The organism is Methylobacterium sp. 4-46, assembly GCF_000019365.1.
Classification (GTDB): domain Bacteria; phylum Pseudomonadota; class Alphaproteobacteria; order Rhizobiales; family Beijerinckiaceae; genus Methylobacterium.
In genome coordinates, this window is record NC_010511.1 from 2,424,957 (window position 1) to 2,443,435 (window position 18,479).

General features: G+C 73.3%; 18 protein-coding genes. 9 read left to right on the forward strand and 9 right to left on the reverse strand.

The window, feature by feature from the left end:
- Positions 1-70 precede the first annotated feature (70 nt).
- Positions 71-391, reverse strand: coding sequence for a hypothetical protein (locus M446_RS10335; protein WP_012332048.1), 321 nt, complete (start codon positions 389-391; stop codon positions 71-73).
- 177 nt (positions 392-568) lie between these two features.
- Here M446_RS10335 and M446_RS10340 point away from each other — a divergent pair, with 177 nt between their 5' ends.
- Both M446_RS10340 and msuE read left to right on the forward strand, forming a co-directional pair.
- Complete coding sequence (locus M446_RS10340; RefSeq protein ID WP_012332049.1) at positions 569-1,240, forward strand: HAD family hydrolase; 672 nt, start codon at positions 569-571, stop codon at positions 1,238-1,240.
- Positions 1,241-1,503: 263 nt separating this feature from the next.
- The gene (gene msuE / locus M446_RS10345) at positions 1,504-2,085 is read left to right on the forward strand and encodes an FMN reductase (protein ID WP_012332050.1); all 582 of its coding nucleotides are present in this window, start codon (positions 1,504-1,506) and stop codon (positions 2,083-2,085) included.
- A gap of 34 nt (positions 2,086-2,119) precedes the next feature.
- On the opposite strand, the gene M446_RS10350 is transcribed toward msuE, so the two are convergent.
- The 5 genes from M446_RS10350 to M446_RS10370 all read right to left on the reverse strand — a co-directional run bounded on the left by M446_RS10350 (position 2,120) and on the right by M446_RS10370 (position 10,699).
- Positions 2,120-4,258, reverse strand: a complete 2,139-nt coding sequence (locus M446_RS10350) for an ATP-binding protein (protein WP_012332051.1) — start codon at positions 4,256-4,258, stop codon at positions 2,120-2,122.
- A 101-nt stretch (positions 4,259-4,359) separates the two neighbouring features.
- Complete coding sequence (rpoN, locus tag M446_RS10355; RefSeq protein ID WP_012332052.1) at positions 4,360-5,916, reverse strand: RNA polymerase factor sigma-54; 1,557 nt, start codon at positions 5,914-5,916, stop codon at positions 4,360-4,362.
- 306 nt (positions 5,917-6,222) lie between these two features.
- Positions 6,223-7,071, reverse strand: coding sequence for an LPS export ABC transporter ATP-binding protein (lptB, locus tag M446_RS10360; RefSeq protein WP_012332053.1), 849 nt, complete (start codon positions 7,069-7,071; stop codon positions 6,223-6,225).
- 136 nt (positions 7,072-7,207) lie between these two features.
- Complete coding sequence (gene grpE, locus M446_RS10365) at positions 7,208-7,831, reverse strand: nucleotide exchange factor GrpE (protein ID WP_012332054.1); 624 nt, start codon at positions 7,829-7,831, stop codon at positions 7,208-7,210.
- A 57-nt stretch (positions 7,832-7,888) separates the two neighbouring features.
- The gene (locus M446_RS10370) at positions 7,889-10,699 is read right to left on the reverse strand and encodes a [protein-PII] uridylyltransferase (protein WP_012332055.1); all 2,811 of its coding nucleotides are present in this window, start codon (positions 10,697-10,699) and stop codon (positions 7,889-7,891) included.
- Between the two features lie 258 nt (positions 10,700-10,957).
- Here M446_RS10370 and M446_RS10375 point away from each other — a divergent pair, with 258 nt between their 5' ends.
- The 7 genes from M446_RS10375 (at position 10,958) to M446_RS10405 (ending at position 15,895) form a co-directional block, all read left to right on the forward strand.
- On the forward strand, positions 10,958-11,932 hold the full coding sequence (locus M446_RS10375; RefSeq protein ID WP_012332056.1) for an aliphatic sulfonate ABC transporter substrate-binding protein: 975 nt from the start codon (positions 10,958-10,960) through the stop codon (positions 11,930-11,932).
- Positions 11,933-12,019: 87 nt separating this feature from the next.
- The gene (locus M446_RS10380; protein WP_012332057.1) at positions 12,020-12,853 is read left to right on the forward strand and encodes an ABC transporter permease; all 834 of its coding nucleotides are present in this window, start codon (positions 12,020-12,022) and stop codon (positions 12,851-12,853) included.
- 1 nt (position 12,854) lies between these two features.
- On the forward strand, positions 12,855-13,637 hold the full coding sequence (locus tag M446_RS10385; protein WP_012332058.1) for an ABC transporter ATP-binding protein: 783 nt from the start codon (positions 12,855-12,857) through the stop codon (positions 13,635-13,637).
- Between the two features lie 74 nt (positions 13,638-13,711).
- Positions 13,712-14,221, forward strand: a complete 510-nt coding sequence (locus tag M446_RS10390) for an OsmC family protein (protein ID WP_012332059.1) — start codon at positions 13,712-13,714, stop codon at positions 14,219-14,221.
- A gap of 154 nt (positions 14,222-14,375) precedes the next feature.
- Positions 14,376-14,957: a ribosome hibernation-promoting factor, HPF/YfiA family gene (hpf, locus tag M446_RS10395; protein WP_012332060.1), complete on the forward strand. Its 582-nt coding sequence runs from the start codon at positions 14,376-14,378 to the stop codon at positions 14,955-14,957.
- An 83-nt stretch (positions 14,958-15,040) separates the two neighbouring features.
- The gene (gene ptsN, locus M446_RS10400) at positions 15,041-15,508 is read left to right on the forward strand and encodes a PTS IIA-like nitrogen regulatory protein PtsN (RefSeq protein WP_012332061.1); all 468 of its coding nucleotides are present in this window, start codon (positions 15,041-15,043) and stop codon (positions 15,506-15,508) included.
- 12 nt (positions 15,509-15,520) lie between these two features.
- Positions 15,521-15,895, forward strand: a complete 375-nt coding sequence (locus M446_RS10405) for a hypothetical protein (protein WP_012332062.1) — start codon at positions 15,521-15,523, stop codon at positions 15,893-15,895.
- A 25-nt stretch (positions 15,896-15,920) separates the two neighbouring features.
- Here the strand turns inward: M446_RS10405 and M446_RS10410 are convergent, their stop codons facing one another.
- The 3 genes from M446_RS10410 to ftsE form a co-directional block, all read right to left on the reverse strand.
- The gene (locus tag M446_RS10410; protein WP_012332063.1) at positions 15,921-16,658 is read right to left on the reverse strand and encodes a YdcF family protein; all 738 of its coding nucleotides are present in this window, start codon (positions 16,656-16,658) and stop codon (positions 15,921-15,923) included.
- A gap of 113 nt (positions 16,659-16,771) precedes the next feature.
- Positions 16,772-17,722 (reverse strand): cell division protein FtsX, encoded by a 951-nt coding sequence (locus tag M446_RS10415; protein WP_012332064.1) that lies wholly within the window; start codon positions 17,720-17,722, stop codon positions 16,772-16,774.
- Between the two features lie 7 nt (positions 17,723-17,729).
- Complete coding sequence (gene ftsE / locus M446_RS10420) at positions 17,730-18,449, reverse strand: cell division ATP-binding protein FtsE (protein WP_043701093.1); 720 nt, start codon at positions 18,447-18,449, stop codon at positions 17,730-17,732.
- Positions 18,450-18,479 lie beyond the last annotated feature (30 nt).

Here is an 18,479-nt window from a genome sequence, read left to right on the forward strand (position 1 = left end):
CGCGACTCGTTCGCGGACGCGCCCGATATGGTGACGCGCGGCCCCGCCCTCCAGGGCGGGGCGGGTGCGGTCAGGGTCGCACCACCGTCCCGATCCCGGCGCGCGGCGGCTGGCCGAGCCAGAGCAGGGCGAGCCCGATGCCGAGGGCGATCGGCGCGGCCGGGGAGAGGGTCAGCGGCAGGCCGAGCAGCTTCCAGAGGGCCGGCTGGCTGCCCTCGGCGGCCGCCTGCAGGCTCGCCGCCCGGTCCTTCAGCAGGGCGAGCGCCACGTCGCTCACGGAGGTGACGAGGAGCGTGTTGTTGGCGATCGACCGCGCCCCGTCGTAGACGCAGCCGACGAAGCCCGCGGCGAGGAACAGGAGCCCGACGAAGCGGGCCAGGAAGCGGATCATGCGCGGCTCTCGTCTGGCGTCGGACGGCAGTAGAGAGCCGGCCGCCGCCGCGCAAGCGCCGGGCGCCGGTCCGGCGCGCGCCTCCGCCCGCTAGGGGCGCGATCTCGCCGCCCGGGCCGCCTTGATCCGCACCCGGCCCCGTGCGAGGGCGGGGCCTCGCGAAGGATGGAACCGGGCATGGACGGGACGGGACGGCCGGACCTCGTGATCTTCGATTGCGACGGGGTCCTGATCGACAGCGAGCCGATCAGCCTCGCGCGGCTCACCGCCAACCTCAACCGCATCGGCGTGCCGATCGACCGCGAGACCGTGGGGCGGCGCTTCACCGGCACCAGCATGACCTCGATCATGGCGCATATCGCGGCGGATTACGGGGTGGCGGCGCCCGAGGGCTTCGTGCGGGAGGTCCGGGCCGACACGCTGCGGGCCTTCGAGGCGGAACTGACCGCGATCGCCGGGGTGGCCGAGGTGCTGGCCCGCCTGCCCGGTCGCCGCTGCGTGGCGTCGAGCAGCGACCCGACGCGGCTCGCCCACGCCCTCACCCTGACGGGCCTGCTGCCGCTCTTCGACGGCCACGTCTTCAGCGCCAGCATGGTCGCCCGCGGCAAGCCGCATCCGGACCTGTTCCTGTTCGCGGCCGAGCGGATGCGGGCCGATCCGGCCGCCTGCCTGGTGATCGAGGACAGCGTCCCGGGCGTGACGGCGGCCCGCGCGGCGGGGATGCGCGTGTTCGGCTTCTCGGGCGGCGGCCATTGGCGCCACGACCCCGCGGCCACCGCTCTCCTGGCCGCGGGCGCCGCCCTCGTCTTCGACGATTTCCTCCAACTGCCCGACCTGATCGGAGCGTGACCCTTCGCATCGCGGGCGCCCTCGCAACGCCCCGTTCGCCATATCGGGCGAGCCGGCGCCCGCGTTGCGATTGACTTAACCCCGGGCCATCAACATCTCGACATCGGACCGGGGCGATGCTTGACGGCGGTGCGGGGCGCGGCGAAGGGGAGCGGGGTGGTCGCGGCGGGGCGCGACGGCCGCTCCGCCGAACCCGAGGGGGCCGGGTCGGGTTGCCTCGACACAATGCGCAGCCGGGTCTCGCCCGCGAACGGAGCCATGCCGTGAGACATCCCCGCATCGTCGCCTTCTCCGGCAATGCCCACCGGCCCTCGCGCACGCGCGTTCTGGTCGAGGCCATCGCGGCCGAACTGGCGCGCCAGCGGCGCATCGAGCTCAAGGTGCTGGATCTGGTCGATGCCGGTCCGGGCCTCGGGGTCACCAGCCGCGACGCGCTGCCGCTCCCGGCCGCCCGCCTGATCGAGGCGATCGAGGGGGCGGACGGGCTGATCGTCGGCTCGCCGGTCTACAAGGGATCCTATTCGGGGCTGTTCAAGCACGTCATCGACTTCCTGGCCCCCGACGCGCTGGTGGGCAAGCCGGTGGCGATCGCCGCGACGGGCGGCGGTCCGCGCCACGCCCTGATGGTGGAGCACCAGCTGCGGCCCCTGTTCGGCTTCTTCACCGCCCACGTGGCCCCGACCGCCGTCTATGCCGGCGAGGCGGAGATCCAGGACGGGGCGGTCACGGATGCCCGGGTGGCGGAGCGCGTCGCCGCGGCCGCGACGGAACTCGCCCACCTGCTCGACACGGCCGAGGCGGCGCGCCGCGCCCGCACCCTGCCGCCGGCGGCCGCCGCGCTCTGACGGCGCGGCGGGACCGGGGGCGGCGCCCCACCTCCTACGCCACCACCCGCAGGCTCGCCTTCTGGCGGGCGCGCTCGACCGCCTCGCGCAGCGCCGGCGCGTCGAAGGGCTTGCGCAGGATCGGGAATCCCTCGCTCGCCGCCGACCGCGCCACCTCGCTGTAGCCGGTGGCGAGCAGCACCGCGACCCGCGGCCCGCGCTCGCGGCGCACGAGGCGCGCGAGGTCGAGCCCGTTCTGATCGCCCGGCATCACGATGTCCGAGAAGACGAGGTCGACCTTCTCCATCCCGCGCAGCAGGGCGAGGGCGGAGGCGACGTCCCGCGCGTGCGTGACCGCGTAGCCGAGTTCCTCCAGGTGCGCCCGCGAGACCTCGGCGACCTCCGGGTTGTCCTCGACGAGGAGGGCCCGCCCGCTCCCCTGGCCCGGCCCCGGAGGCGCCGCGGCGCCCCGCGCCGGCTCGGCGGGCTCGGGCCGCTCCGCCGTGCGGGGCAGGTAGAGCGTGACGGTGGTGCCGCGCCCCGGCTCGCTCGCGATCGTGGCGGTGCCGCCCGACTGGCGGGCGAAGCCGTAGACCTGGGAGAGGCCGAGCCCCGTCCCCTTGCCGACCTCCTTCGTGGTGAAGAACGGCTCGAACACCCGGGACAACAGGTCGGGCGGGATGCCGGCGCCGGTATCCGACAGGCTGAGCGCGACGAACTCGCCCGGAAGCCCGAGCGCGGCCGATTCCGCCGCGCCCACGTTCCGCGCCGCGATGGTGAGGCGCCCGCCCCCCGGCATGGCGTCGCGGGCATTCACCGCGAGGTTGAGGACCGCGAGTTCCAGCTCGTTGAGATCGAGTTTCGTCGGCCAGAGCCCGGGGGCGAGCCGCAGCTCCACGGCGATGTCGCCCCGCAGGCTCGACCGCAGCATGTCCTCGCACAGGGGCAGGCGCTGGGCGAGGTCGACCGCCACCGGCTCGTGGGTCTGCCGGCGCGAGAAGGAGAGGAGCTGGCGCGTCAGGCTGGCCCCGCGCTTGGCGGCCGCCTCGATCGCGTCGAGGGCGCGGCGCTGGCGCTCGTCCGCGACCGGGTAGCGCTTGAGGCGCTCCACGTTGCCGTTCACCACCATCAGCAGGTTGTTGAAGTCGTGGGCCACCCCGCCGGTGAGCTGGCCCACCGCCTCCAGGCGCTGCGCCTGCTTGAGGGCCGCCTCGGCGATCTCCCGGCGCGAGACTTCCGCCTCGAAGCGCTCGGTCCGGCGCAGGGCGTAGACCGCGAGGGCGAAGAGCGCCAGGGTGGCCGGGAGCCCGAAGGCGAGGTGGCCGAGCAGCCTGTCGCGCAGTTCGGCCGCGTTCGCCGCCGTCTCGATCCCCGCCTGGACGTAGAGCGGATAGCCCGGGATCAGCCTGTAGCCGATCCGCCGCTCGGCCCCGTCGATCTGCGAGACCGCCGTGAGCCGGCCCTCGCCGGGTGCCCCGGCCACCGCCCGCAGGAAGGCGCTCTGGGGGGTGAGGCGGTCCGGCCAGTCGGGCCCGTACGGGTAGCGGGCCAGGAAGGCCCCGTCCGCGCGCACGAGGCCGAAGGAATCGGCCACCCCGCGCGCGAGCCGGGTGTAGAATTGACGGAAATGATCGGGCAGCACGCTGATCGCCACGATGCCGGAAAAGCCGCCGTCCGGTCGCGGCGGGCGCCGGGCGCTCATCACGAAGAAGCGGTACCCCCCGAGCTTGGCCCGCACGATCTCGCCGACGAAGGTGCCCGCCGGCCCGTCGCGCTGCGCCCGGAAATAGTCCCGGTCCGAATTGTCGATGTCGCGCGGGACCGGCTGGACCGTGCTCGACACGAGGGGATGGCCGGCCGCGTCGAAGGCCCAGATCGCCTGGATCTGCGGAAGGGCCTCCTGGCTCTGCCGCAGGCGCATGGAGAGCCGCGCCTCGTCGGCGCGGATCGCCGCGTCGTCGAGGCCGCGCAGCACCTCGTTCGTCTCCGCCAGCGTGCGCTCGACGGTCTGCAGCGCCTTCAGCGCCTGTTCCTGCAGGATGTCGAGGGCGCGCTCGATGCGCTCGTCGGTCCGCGCCGCGATCGCGACGCTCTCCGACCACGCCGCGTAGGCGAAGACCAGGGCCGGCGCGATCAGGCTCAGGGCCGCGATCAGCCGGAGGGGCCAGACGACGCTCGACTGAACGGGGCGCACCGGGGAATGTCGCGGCTACGGCGGAGGGTCGGAATCCGGCCGGAGCCGGGGCCCATCTACAATCCCGCCCGCCCGGATTGGTTCCATACTCCCGGGCAGTTTTAGCGCACGGCCAGGGCGGCGCGCTCGCGGCGGCGCTCGATCGAGGAGGGGATGCGCAGGGATTCCCGGTACTTCGCCACGGTGCGGCGGGCGATGTCGACGCCCTCGCCGCGCAGGCGCTGGACGAGCGCGTCGTCCGACAGCACGTCGTCGGCCTCGGCGTCGATCAGCTGCTTGATGCGGTGGCGCACGGCCTCGGAGGAGTGGGCGGCGGCGCCCGCCGCGCCGGGGATCGCCGCCGTGAAGAAGTACTTCATCTCGAAGGTGCCGCGGCTGGTGCCGATCGACTTGTTCGAGGTGACCCGCGACACGGTCGATTCGTGCATGCCGATCGCGTCCGCCACGGTCTTGAGGTTGAGCGGGCGCAGATGCGCGACGCCGTTGAGGAAGAAGCCGTCCTGCTGGCGCACGATCTCGCTCGCCACCTTCAGGATGGTGCGGGCGCGCTGCTCCAGGCTGCGGGTCAGCCAGTTGGCCGTCTGGAGGCAATCCGATAGGAAGGCCTTGTCGGTGTCGCTCTTCGCCCCGCGCGAGACGGTGGCATAGTAGATCTGGTTGACGAGGACGCGCGGCAGCGCCTCGCTGTTGAGCTCCACCAGCCAGGAGCCGTCCGGCGCCGGGCGCACGAACACGTCCGGCACCAGCACCTCGACCGGGCCGCTGCCGAAGGCGCGGCCGGGCTTGGGGTCGAGCTGGCGCAGCTCGGCCAGCATGTCGGCGAGGTCCTCGTCGTCGACGCCGCAGAGCCGGCGCAGGGCCGCGAGGTCGCGCTTGGCGACGAGGTCGAGGCGCGAGACCAGGGCCTGCATGGCCGGATCGAGGCGGTCGCGCTCGCGCAGCTGGATGCTCAGGCACTCGGCGAGGTCGCGGGCGCCGATCCCGGCCGGGTCGAAGGTCTGAACGAGGGCGAGCACCCGCTCGACCAGGGGCAGGCCGACGCCGAGGCGCGCCGCCACCGCGGCGAGGTCCTCGCGCAGGTAGCCGGCCTCGTCGACGGCGTCGATGAGGAACCCGCCGACCAGGCGCTCGACCGGATCGCGGGTGGCGAGGTCGAGCTGGGCCGACAGGTGGTCGCGGAGCGAGGATTCGGTGGTGAGGGTCGCCTCGAAATCCGGCGCCTCGCCGTCGAAGCTGCCGCCCGTGCTGCCCCAGGGCGCGGGGGTGAGCGAGAGGGTGTCGCCCACCGGCTGCTCGCGGACCGTCGGGCCGTCATCCGGGAAGACGTTGTCGAGATGGGTGCCGAGATCGCTCTCGATGTCGGCGCGGCTGGGATTGAGGTCCTGCGAGAGCCACGGCTCCGCCGCCTCGCCGGCCTCGAATCCGCCCTCGCCGCCGCCCTCGCCGTCATAGGCCTCCGGAACCGGCGCCTCCGCGGCCTCGCCGCGCGGCTCCTCGGCCTCGGCCCTCTCCAGCAGCGGGTTGCGCTCCAGCTCCGCATCCACGTAGGCCGCGAGGTCGAGATGCGAGAGCTGCAAGAGCTTGATCGCCTGCAGGAGCTGCGGCGTCATCACCAGGGCTTGGCCCTGACGCATCTCGAGCCGTTGCAACAATCCCATCTGCCTGCCCCGGTGTGCCGTTCCGGCTCTTGCCGGATTAGGCACGATTCTTGCTTTGATTCGTGTACCGAGGTTTAAACCGAAGTGGGGCTCCCGTCAAAGCGGGCCGGCGGCATCATCCACCGGCGGGGCGGTTCGGGGAAGGATGCCCCCGCGGCCGGGGCGGCGCCAGGGGAAAGATGCCGACGCCGGGAAGCGCCGGGCGCCCGCGCGTCCCGCGCCCCGCCGCCCGGATGGCGAGGCGCGCCGGCCGCCGAACGATGCCAGCGGGCCCGCCCGGGAGGGGACCGCGTCGGGCCCGTGGGATCAGAGGCGGAAATCCTCGCCCAGATACAGCCGGCGCACGTCGTCGTTGGCGACGATCTCCGCGGGCGTGCCTTCGGTGAGGATCCGGCCCGAATGCACGATGTAGGCGCGGTCGATCAGGCCGAGCGTCTCGCGCACGTTGTGATCGGTGATCAGCACGCCGATGCCGCGGCCCTTCAGGTGCATCACCAGGTCCTGGATGTCCCCGACCGCGATCGGGTCGATGCCCGCGAAGGGTTCGTCGAGGAGCACGAAGGAGGGGGAGGAGGCGAGGGCCCGGGCGATCTCCAGCCGGCGGCGCTCGCCGCCCGAGAGCGCGATCGCGGGCGACTTGCGCAGCCGCGCGATGTTGAACTCGTCGAGGAGCGCGTCGAGGCGGCGCTCCCGCTCCCTGCGGTCCGGCTCCACCACCTCGAGCACCGCCCGGATATTGTCCTCGACGTTGAGCCCGCGGAAGATCGAGGCCTCCTGCGGCAGGTAGCCGATGCCGAGCCGCGCCCGCTGGTACATCGGCAGGCGCGTGATCTCGCGCCCGTCCAGGGTGATGAGGCCCCGGTCGGCCGTGACGAGGCCGGTGATCATGTAGAAGATCGTGGTCTTGCCGGCGCCGTTGGGGCCGAGCAGCCCCACGGCCTCGCCGGTCTGAACGGTGAGCCCGGCCTCGTGCACGACCGTGCGGGCCCCGTAGCTCTTGCGCAGCCCGTGCACCGCCAGGATGCCGGGGCCGCCGAAGGTCTCGGCCGCGTCGCCGGACGCGGCCTCGGCGCGGCCGCGGCCGAGGATGCGCGACAGGCGGGACAGGAACGGGACGGCCTGGGCTCGCACCGGCAGGACGGAGGACGACGTCAACGGGGCGCTCTCTCGCTTCCACCGTGCCGGCCCCTCCGCCCCGAGCGGCCACGCCGATGATCGACCGCGTGTTATCGGACCCGCCGCGCCGCCGCAACGCGGCGCTGTGCGCAGGCCCGGGTCGCGCCGGCCGGGATCAGGCCTCGGCGGGCTTGCCGGCCTCGCCCGCCTTCGGGCCGCCCTTGGCGACGCCGACCAGGGCGGGGCGCAGCACGCGCTCGCCGATCACGTAGCCGGTCTGCACCACCTGCACGACGGTGCCGCTCGCCACGTCGGGATTGGGCACCTCGAACATCGCCTGGTGCAGGTTCGGGTCGAAGCGCTGGCCCTGCGGGTCGACCGGGCGCACGCCGTGGCGCTCCAGGGTCTTGGCGAGGTCGCGGCCCGTGAGGTCGATCCCGTCGAGCAGCGCCTTGAAGGGGCCCTCCGCCGCCGCGCGGGCCTCCGCCGGCACGCTGTCGAGGGCGCGCCGCACGTTGTCGGCGACGTTGAGCATGTCGCGGGCGAAGTTCGTCACCGCGTAGGTGCGGGCATCCGCCACCTCGCGCTCGGTGCGGCGGCGCAGGTTCTCCATGTCGGCGAGCGTGCGGAGGAGCTTGTCCTTGAGGTCGAGCTTCTCGGCTTCCAGCGCCGCCAGCGCGTCGGCCCGCGCGGCCGCACCTTGGGCGGCAGTCTCGGGCGCGCCGGCCGCGTCCTGGGCCGGGTCCGACACTCCCTCGGGCAGCGGGCGCGCGGCAGTCTCCGTGTCGTTCGGCGTCATCGTCAATCCACAACGAGGATCGGGAAGGCGGTGATATCAGGTCTCACCGCTCCGAAATCAAGCTTCGCCAGCGGGTTCGCCGGGCACGGCGGCCTTCGGGCGGGGCGCGGCGGCGCGCCGGCCGGGCGGGCGGGCGGCCGCGGCGTCGCCCTCGAACACGCCCATCACGGCCCGGCGGATCGTCGCCTGCCGGTCGGGCTGGGTGATCTTGGTGCCGGTGAGGTCGGTGACGTAGAAGACGTCCACCGCCCGCTCGCCGAAGGTCGCCACGTGGGCCGAGGTGATGTTGAGGTTGAGCCGGCTCAGCGCCGTGGTGAGGTCGTAGAGCAGGCCCGGCCGGTCGAGGCCGGAGATCTCCAGCACCGTCTCGCGGGAGGAGAGCGCGTTGTCGATCGAGAGGTCGGGCGCGACCTGGAAGGTGCGCGGCCGGTCCTTGCGCGGGTGGCGGTCGGCGACGAGGTCGGCGATGCGGATCTCGCCCTTGAGCGCCCGCTCGATCGCGGTGGCGATGCGGCCGGCGCGGCGCATCTCGTCCTCGTCCTGATCGAAGGCCCGCGACAGCACGATCGTGTCGAGGACGAAGCCGTCGGCCGTGGTGAAGATCTGCGCGTCGACGATGTTGCCGCCCGCCGCCGCGCAGGCGCCGGTCAGGATGGCGAGGAGCCGCGGGTGGTCCGGGGAGTAGACCGTGAGCTCGGTCACGCCGCGGGAGGCGTCGGTCTCGACGTGGGTCGCCACCGTGCGGCCCGCCGCCACCGTGGCGCGCAGGAAATGCGCGTTCTTGAGCTGGCGCGCGGCGTCGACCTTGAGCCAGTAGGGGGCGTAGAGCCGCGCCGCGTAGGCGTCGAATTCCTCGGCGCTCCAGTCGGGGAGCTGCTCGCGCAGGCGCATCTGCAGGAGGCGCACCCGGTCCGTGCGGGCGATCTCCGAGTGCCCGCCGGAGAGCACGACCTCGGTCTCGTAGAACAGGGTGCGCAGCAGCGTCGCCTTCCAGGCGGTCCAGACGCCCGGGCCGACCGCCTTGATGTCGGCGATGGTCAGCACGAACAGCAGCTTCAGCCGCTCCAGGCTCTGCACCGCGGCCGCGAAGGTCTCGATCGTCTTCGGGTCGGAGAGGTCGCGGCTCTGGGCCGTGATCGACATCAGCAGGTGGTGCTCGATCAGCCAGGCCACGGTGTCGGTCTCGGCCGGTTCGAGGCCGAAGCGCGGCCCGAGCTTGCGCGCCACCGCGGCGCCCGCGATCGAGTGGTCCTCCTTCCGGCCCTTGGCAATGTCGTGCAGGAAGGTGGCGACGAAGAGCGCGCGGCGGTTCTGGATCGTGCCGACGATCCGGTGCGCCACCGGATGCTCGTCCTTCGCCTCGCCGCTCATGATCTTGGCCAGCACGCCGAGCGAGCGGATCAGGTGCTCATCCACCGTGAAGTGGTGGTACATGTTGAACTGCATCATCGCGACGATGCGGCCGAAATCCGGCACGAACCGCCCGAGCACCCCGGTCTCGTTCATGTGCCGCAGCACGGTCTCGGGGGCGTTCTCCGAGGTCAGGAGCTCGAGGAAGAGGCGGTTCGCCTCGCGGTCGACCCGCACCATCGGGCCGATCAGGCTGAGCGAGCGGGTCGCGAGCCGGCTCGCATCCGGGTGGATGGGCACGTCGTGGTGGTCGGAGAGCCAGAACAGGCGGATCAGGTTGACCGGGTCGCGCTCGAAGGCGGCGTCGTCGCGCAGGTTCAGCCGGCCGTTGTCGATGCGGAAAGCGTCCGCGTCGAGGTCGGGGGCGCGGAAGCGCTCCTTGAAGCGCCCGAACCAGCGGTTCAGCGCCGGCGGGCGCTTGGCGTGGCGCGCCTCCATCTCGGCGCAGACGATGGCGGTGAGGTCGCCCACGTCTTTGGCGATCAGGAAGTAGGATTTCATGAAGCGCTCGACGGCGGTCAGCCCGCCGCGGGGCGCGTAGCCGAGCCGCTCGGCGATGCGCGGCTGCAGCCCGAAGGAGAGCCGCTCCTCCGCCCGCCCGGTCGCGAAATGCATGTGGCAGCGCACCCGCCACAGGAATTCCTCGCAGCGGTCGAACAGCCTGACTTCGTCGAGGGTGAACAGCCCGGCCTCCACGAGGTCGCGGGTCCGCGTCACCCGGAACGTGTACTTGGCGATCCAGAACAGGGTGTTGAGGTCGCGCAGGCCCCCCTTGCCGTCCTTGACGTTCGGCTCGACGAGGTAGCGGGAGGCCCCGCCCTTCGAGACCCGCGTGTCGCGCTCCTTGAGCTTGGCCTCGACGAATTCCGCCGCCGTGCCCTGCACGACCTCGCGGTCGAAGCGCTCGACGAGTTCGTCGAACAGGGCGCGGTCCCCGAACAGGAACCGCGCCTCCAGCAGGGCGGTGCGGATCGTCATGTCGGCCCGCCCCTCGCGCAGGCACTCGGCGACCGAGCGGGTCGCGTGGCCGACCTTCAGCTTGAGGTCCCACAGGACGTAGAGCATCGCCTCGACGACGCTCTCGCCCCAGGCGGTCTGCTTGTAGGGGAGCAGGAACAGGAGGTCGATGTCGGAGCCCGGCGCCAGCGTGCCGCGGCCGTAGCCGCCCGTCGCCACCACGGCGACGTGCTCGCCCGCGGTCGGGTTGTCGGCCCGGTAGAGCCGCTTGACCACCGCCTGGTAGATCGCCTGCACGACCGCGTCCATCAGGGCGCAGATCTCGCGGGCGCAGGCGAGCCCGTCGCGGTGGCGCAGCAGGTTCTGCTCGGCCTCGGCGCGCCCCTCCTCGATGATCCGCCGCAGCCCGGGCACGAGCCGCTCGCGAAGCTTGGTCGGGTCGCTGGTCGTCTGGTCGATGCCGGACAGCAGTTGGGCGAGGGCGGCGGCGGTGTCGGGCATAGGGCCCCGGTTCGGATGGGTTGAGCCAGCGGGCGAGGGACCCGCATGATCCCACCAGGGGGTTGTCTATCCGTTGGCGCGCGGGCAATCCACAGGAACCCGCCGCGGGAACCCGGCCGCATCCGGCTTGCCGGACCGATCGTTTGACAAAAAGAACGACGTCGCCTAGAGGCTGCGGGCTCGGGCCGAATGCCCGGAATGGGCGACCGGGACCGCCGGGCGCACGGCCGGCGCGGGTCGGCATCAGGGAGTGAGACCATGCGCATCCATCGCCGCGCGCTGATCGGCGCCGCGTTCGGCCTCGCCGGCCTGTTCTCTTTACAGAACCCGGCCGCGGCCCAGGCCGCCAAGGAGGTCCGGCTCGACTGGGCGACCTACAACCCGGTGAGCCTGCTCCTGAAGGAGAAGGGGCTCGTCGAGAAGGCGCTGGCGGCCGACGGCGTCAGCGTGCGCTGGGTGCAGTCGCTCGGCTCCAACAAGGCCCTGGAATTCCTCAACGCAGGCTCGCTCGATTTCGGCTCGACGGCGGGGGCGGCGGCCCTGCTCGGGCGGATCAACGGCAACCCGATCAAGTCCGTCTACGTCTATTCCCGACCGGAATGGACCGCCCTCGTCACGCGCCCGAATACCGGCATCGCGGCGGTGAAGGACCTGAAGGGCAGGCGCGTCGCGGTCACCCGCGGCACCGACCCGCACATCTTCCTGATCCGCGCCCTGCAGGGGGCCGGGCTGACCGAGCGGGACGTGAAGCTCGTGCTGCTCCAGCACCCGGACGGGCGCACGGCCCTCGACCGCGGCGACGTCGATGCCTGGGCGGGCCTCGACCCGATCATGGCGGCGGCCGAGATCGAGACCGGCGACGTGCTGTTCCACCGCGATCCGGCCGCCAATACCTGGGGCGTGCTGAACGTGCGGGAGGATTTCGCCAAGGCGAACCCGGACCTGACCCGCAAGGTGCTGGCGGCCTACGAGGAGGCGCGCGCCCTCGCGGTGAGCCGGCCCGAGGAACTGCGGCGCGCGCTCGTGGCGGCGACGAAGCTGCCCGAGCCGGTGGTCGCCCGCCAGCTGGAGCGCACCGACGTGTCCCAGCCGAATATCGGGCCGGCCCAGGCCGAGTCGATCCTGGCGGCCGGCAAGGCCCTGCGCGAGGCCGGCGTGATCCCGGCCGGCACCGACGTCGAGGCGGCCGTCGACGCCCTGATCGACCGGCGCTTCAACACCGCCGCGCGCTGAAGGCGCCGCCCCGCGATCGCGCGGAAGGCCCCCGCCCGGGCGGGGGAGGCCCGCCGTCTCGCCCCAGCCCCGGTTCAGACATCCAGAATGGACGCGACCGCGCCCCCCGCCCTCGCCGCGACGCGGCCCGAGCCCGCAGCGAAGCCCGCCCGGGGCCGGGGGGGCACTGCCCTGCTCGGCCTCGTCCTGCCCCTCGGCCTCGCCCTCGGCTGGGAGGCCGCCGTGCGGCTCGGCCTCGCGCAGGGCCGCCTGGTCCCGCCGCCGAGCCGCATCCTGGCCACCCTGTGGGCGCTCGCGGCCACGGGCGAGCTCTGGATCCACGTCGCCGCGAGCCTGACCCGGGTCGCGGCGGGCTTCGCCTGCGGGGCCGCCGCCGGGATCCTGCTCGGCGCGGTCACCGGAACCCTGCCGGTCATCCGCCGCATGCTCGATCCGAGCCTGCAGGCCCTGCGCGCCATCCCGTCGATCGCCTGGGTGCCGCTCTTCATCCTGTGGTTCGGGATCTTCGAGGCCTCGAAGATCACCCTGATCGCGGTCGGGGTGTTCTTCCCGGTCTATCTCGGGGTGGCGGGGGCGATCGCCTCGGTGGACCGCAAGCTCGTCGAGGTGGGCCGCGTCTTCCGCCTGTCGCGGACCGACCTCGCCCGGCGCATCCTGCTGCCGGCCGTGCTCCCGGCGACCCTGCTGGCCCTGCGCACCGGGCTCGGCCTCGGCTTCATGTTCGTGGCGGCCGCCGAGCTGCTCGGCGCCTCGGAGGGGCTCGGCTACCTCCTCCTCGACGGGCAGCAGCTCGGCAAGCCGGAGCAGATCGTGGCCGCCATCATCGCCTTCGCGGCGGTCGGCAAGCTCTGCGACGCCGCCCTGGTGGCGCTGACGCGCCCGCTGGTGCGCTGGCAGGACACGGTGCGGGAGGCGCTCTGACATGCTCGTCCTCGACCGGCTCTCGAAGACCTACGCGGACGGCACCCGCGCCCTCCACGACATCTCCCTGTCGGTGCGCGCCGCCGAGATCGTCGCCCTGGTGGGCGGGTCGGGCTGCGGCAAGACCACGCTGCTGCGCCTGATCGCCGGGCTCGACACGGCGACCGGCGGGGCGATCAGCCTCGACGGCGAGGCGATCGGCGGCCCGCATCCGGGCGTCGGCATCGTGTTCCAGGAGCCGCGGCTCCTGCCCTGGCTCACCGTCGCCGACAACGTCGCCTTCGGCCTCGCGGCCCTGCCCCGGGCCGAGCGGCGGGAGCGCGTCGGCCACGCCCTCGACCGGGTCGGCCTCGCCGAGCATGCCGGGCGCTGGCCGCGGGAACTCTCCGGCGGGCAGCAGCAGCGGGTCGCGATCGCCCGCGCCTTCGTGGCCGCCCCGAAGGTGCTCCTCCTCGACGAGCCCTTCTCGGCGCTCGACGCCTTCACGCGGCTCGACCTGCACAAGCACCTCCTCGCCCTCTGGGAGGAGAGCCGCCCGACCGTGCTGATCGTCACCCACGACGTCTCCGAGGCGGTGGCGCTCGCCGACCGGGCCGTGGTGCTGCGGCCCAAGCCCGGGCGCATCGACGACGCGATCCCGCTGCCGCTGAGCCGTCCCCGCCAGCCGACCTCGCCCGGCAGCGAGGCGGCGGTGCGCAGCATCCTGGCGAGCCTCGACCGCTCCCTGCGCCCGCCCGGGGAGGCGCGCGGCGACCGGGCGGAGGCCGCCGCCCATTGGTGGTGAGGCTGGCCTCGCGCGCCGCCGAGGTGGTAAGGCCGGTCGCCTACAACTTCATCGACCGATCCCGAGGAGACGCCATGGACGCCACCGCGCTTCGCGCCCTGCAGGCCCCGATCAAGGACCGCTACCGCGCGGATCCGGACGCCGCCATCATCACCCTGAAGGCGCAGGGCTCCCTCGACGACACCGCCATCGCCTGCAAGGTCGAGACCGGCCGGGCCCTCGCGGTGGCGGGGCTGCACCCGGCCAGCGGCGGCTCGGGCGCCGAACTCTGCTCGGGCGACATGCTGCTGGAGGCGCTCGTCGCCTGCGCGGGCGTGACGCTCAAGGCCGTCGCCACCGCCCTGGAGATCCCCCTCCGCAAGGGGGTGGTCAGGGCCGAGGGCGACCTCGACTTCCGCGGCACGCTCGGGGTCGACAAGGAGGCCCCGGTCGGCTTCCGGGCGATCCGCCTCGCCTTCGAGGTCGAGAGCGACGCGCCCCAGGAGAAGATCGACCAGCTCCTGAAACTCACCGAGCGCTACTGCGTGGTGTTCCAGACCCTGAATCACCGGCCCGCCCTCGACGTCAGCCTGAATCGTGCCTGAGCCGGGCGCCGCCGGGGTCTCCCCGGCCGCGGGGAGCCGGCCGGTGACGCTGCGGCCGGTGGCGCGTTGACTTCGCATCGGGCGATTCTTAGCTCTTCAACCACCGCCTCCCGGGCTTCCGCCCGGGTCGGCGGCGGCAGAACCGGAGGAATCGATGGCGGGCTTGCGCGTGTCGGGTCGCGGCATGGACCTGGGGGAGACCCTGCGGTCGCGGGTGGAGGAGCGGCTCGCCTCCACCCTGTCGAAGTACTTCGACGGCTCCTACTCGGGCCACGTCGCCGTGGGCCGGGACGGGGGCGCCTACCGCACCGACTGCGTCCTCCACCTCGCCTCAGGCATCACCCTCGAAGCCTCGGCGAGCGCCCACGACCCGCACGCGAGCTTCGAGCAGACCGCCGACCGGATCGAGCGCCGCCTGCGCCGCTACAAGCACCGGCTCAAAACCCACGCCAATGGCGGGGGCCGGCGGGCCGAGCCGCCCACGGCGGTGATGGAGGCGGCCTACTCGGTCCTGGAGGCGCCCGAGGAGGATTCCGGCGACCACCCGCCGGTGATCGCGGAGAGCACCCGCGCCCTGCACCGCCGCTCGGTGAGCGAGGCGGTGGTGGAGCTGGATCTCACAGGCGCGCCCGTCCTGGTCTTCGTTCATGCTGGCACCGATCGGGTCAACGTCGTATACCGTCGATCCGACGGCGCGATCGGCTGGATCGATCCGCCCGAACGCGGCACTCCGTGACCGGGCGAACCGGCCCACGGCTTGCCTCCGGTCCTGGGGAGCAAGCGGGACCGTTCCGTCCCGTCGATGAGGCAGCGGTCTCGATGCCATTGCTGGAATTTCTCAAGCCGGAGGCCGTCCTCCCGGCGTTGCGTGCGCCCGGCAAGAAGCAGGTCCTGCAGGAGCTTGCGGTCCAGGCCGGCAAGCACCTGCCCGGGCTCGACGAGCGGGAGATCTTCGAGACGCTGCTGCAGCGCGAGCGGCTCGGCTCGACCGGGATCGGCGAGGGCGTGGCGATCCCGCACGGCAAGCTGCCGGGGCTCGACCACCTCTTCGGCCTCGTCGCCCGCTTGGAGAAGCCGGTGGATTTCGAGGCGCTCGACGGGCAGCCCGTGGACATCGCCTTCCTGCTCCTCGCCCCCGAGGGGGCGGGGGCCGACCACCTCAAGGCCCTGGCCCGGGTGGCCCGGGTGCTGCGCGAGCCCGGGATCATCGACCGGATGCGGGCGGCCCGCGACGGCGACGCGCTCTACGCGCTGCTGACGCAGGCGCCGGCCCCGCGGGCCGCCTGACGCGGGCGGCCGATGCCCCGCTCCCTGCGCCGCTTGGCCCTGCTCCGCTTGGCCCTGCTCCGCTTGGCCCTGCTTCGCTTAACCTTGCTTCCCTTGGGCCTGCTCCTCTTGCCCGGCCCCGCCGCGGCGGCGGAGGGGACCTGCGCGCGCGACCTCCTCGTCGCGCAATCCTCCCAGCGCGTCGCCCTCGACCGGCTCGACGCGCTCGGGGACAACGAGGCCGACCGCTGCCGCGGCTGGCGCCAGCACGTCGACACGATGCGGCGGGCCGCCAGCGTCTACGGGCGCTGCCTCGCCGGCCAGGAGCGGGCCGAGCGCCTCGCCCAGGTGCAGGGATCCGAGCGCGAATTCAGCGACCTGCTGCGCAGCCGCTGCCGCGGCAAGTAGCGGCAAGGCGGCAAGTCGCGGCGGCTCAGCGCAGGAGCGGCTCGGCCACGACCTTGACCGGCCGCCCCCGGCTCATCAGCACGGCGGCGCGGGAATCCTCGGGATCCGCCTCGATGCGGGTGCGCAGCCACGCCACCAGGAACTTGACGTATTCGGAGGCGAGGAGCCGCGCCGAGGCCGGGTGGTGCCACCACGCATCGGCGTCGAACCCCTCGTGCACGACCGGGTGCGGCACCACGCGGTCGCCGCTCGTCAGGGCGTGGTCGAGTTCGAGCAGCGTGCGCGGCATGTGGTAGTTCGAGGTCACGACCGCGATCGTGCGGAAGCCGTTCTCGCGCATCCAGCGCCGCGTCTCGATGGCGTTGCCGATCGTGTTGCGCGCCCGGTAGTCGAGGTCGACGCAGCAGGAGATCAGGTGCTGCTGGCCCGGATTGAGCCGCGCGATCTCGTCCCGGCTGGTCCGCTCGTTCACGCCGGTGATGAGCAGGCGCCGGCCGAAGCCGGCCGCCAGCAGGTCGATGGCGTCGCCGATGCGCTGCGCGCCCCCGGTGAGGACCACGATCCCGTCCGCCCGGGCATAGGGCTGCTGCTCGGTGCGCGCGAGGCCGCCCACGAAGACCAGGAACCCGCCCGCGAGGGCGGCCGCCCCGACGCCGCCGAGGGCGAGGAGGCCGAGGAGGGCGCGCCGCCAGCGCCGCGGCCGGACAGCCGGATCCGCTCCGGTCCAGTCCTGCGCGGCCGCATCGGCGCCTCGCGTCCACATTGCGCGCTTCATCCGCCTCATCATCCCGTAGGCCCGAGGATAGTGCCGATTGCGGCGGGTCGGAGGCAACGGGTCATCGCGGGGTTCGTTCGGGGAATCGCGGGGACATCTCGTCAGTCGAGGAAGCGCCGCACCGTCACCCGGGAGACGATGCCGGTGACGATCGACGCGATGACGCCGATCAGGAGGACGCTGGCATAGCCGCGCCAGCCGATCTCGAAGCCGCCGAACAGCGCCTCGATCTCCTCGCCCGCCGGGCTGGTGCGCCAGAACCGGGCGATGATCCCGCCGAGGGCGAGGGCGCCGATCGCCGCCCCGGCGCCGATCCCCCCGCCGCGCAGGCCGAGGCGGAAGAAGCGGCGCTGGAACTCGCGCGCGATGAAATCGTCGTCGGCGCCGACGAAGTGGAGCACCTCCACCACCTCGCGGTTGCCCGCCATGGCGCCCCGGGTCGCGAAGGTGACGGCGAGGCCGGTCGCCAGGAGGACGAGGGCGACGATCGCCACCCCCACCCCCACGAAAGTGGTCGCCATCGTGGACAGGCGCGAGATCCAGAGCGCGTGATCGTCGAGGCTCGCGACCCCCGGCAGAGTCTGCCGGAGGCGCTCGCGCAGGGCGGGCAGGTCGGCCGGCGGATCGCCCGCGAGCCGCACCGCGATGAGGCGCGGCACCGGCAGGTCGCCGAGGTCGAGCCCGCTGCCGAGCCAGGGCTCGAGCAGGCGCTCCGAATCTCCCTTCGACAGGGCCCGCGCCTCGGCGATGCCCCGCGCCGCGCGGGCGAGGTCGAGGGCCTTGGCGACGTCCGCCTCCGTGTCGCGCCCGGGGCCGGGCCGGACCTGGATCGTCACCTCGTTGGCCACCGCCCCCTGCCATTGGGCGGCGCTCGACGCCACGATCTCGGCGGCGCCCGCGCAGAGCGCGGCGAGGAAGGTCAGGATGGCGATCACCGCGGCGAGGGCGCGGCTCGCGCTCGAATCCGTGGGGACGAGGGGCGCGTCCCGGCGCAGGCCCGCCGGCAGCTCCTCCGCCTTCCTGCTCCGCACCGGCGACGCCGCATCGGTCATGGCGCGCTCACTCCTCGATCCGCAGGTGACGGTCGCCCAGGATGAGGCGCCTCGCATCGACCAGGTCCATCAGCGCGTAGTCGTGGGTCGCGATCAGCACCGACGTGCCGAGGCGGTTCAGTTCGATGAACAGCCGCAGCAGGCGCCGCCCGAGCTGCGGGTCGACGTTGCCGGTGGGCTCGTCGGCGAGCAGCAATTCGGGACGCGCGATGAGGGCGCGGGCGATCGCCGCGCGCTGCTTCTCGCCGCCCGAGAGCAGGGGAGGGAGCACGTGCATCCGCTCGCCGAGCCCGACCCAGCGCAGCAGCTCCACCACCTCGGCCCGGTAGCTCGCCTCCGCGCGGCCCTGCACCCGCAGCGGCAGCGCCACGTTCTCGTAGGTGGTGAGGTGGTCGAGCAGGCGGAAATCCTGGAAGACGACGCCCATCCGCCGCCGCAGGCCGGTGAGCGCCCGGCTCGAGATGCCGCTCACCTCCTCCCCGAAGACCGACACGAGCCCGCGGCTCGGCCGCGCCGAGAGCAGGATCAGGCGCAGGAGCGTCGTCTTGCCGGCGCCCGAGGGGCCCGTGAGGAACTGGAAGGAGTGCGGGGCGATCGTGAAGCTGATGTCGCTCAGCACCTCGGGGCCGAGCCCGTAGCGCATGCCCACGTTCTCGAACCGGACGACGGGTTCTTCCATCCCGGAGAGGAGGCTCTCGCCCGTCACCCTGTATGGTCCGGCTGCCATGCGCTCCCCATTGCCACTCCCGGTCCCTGC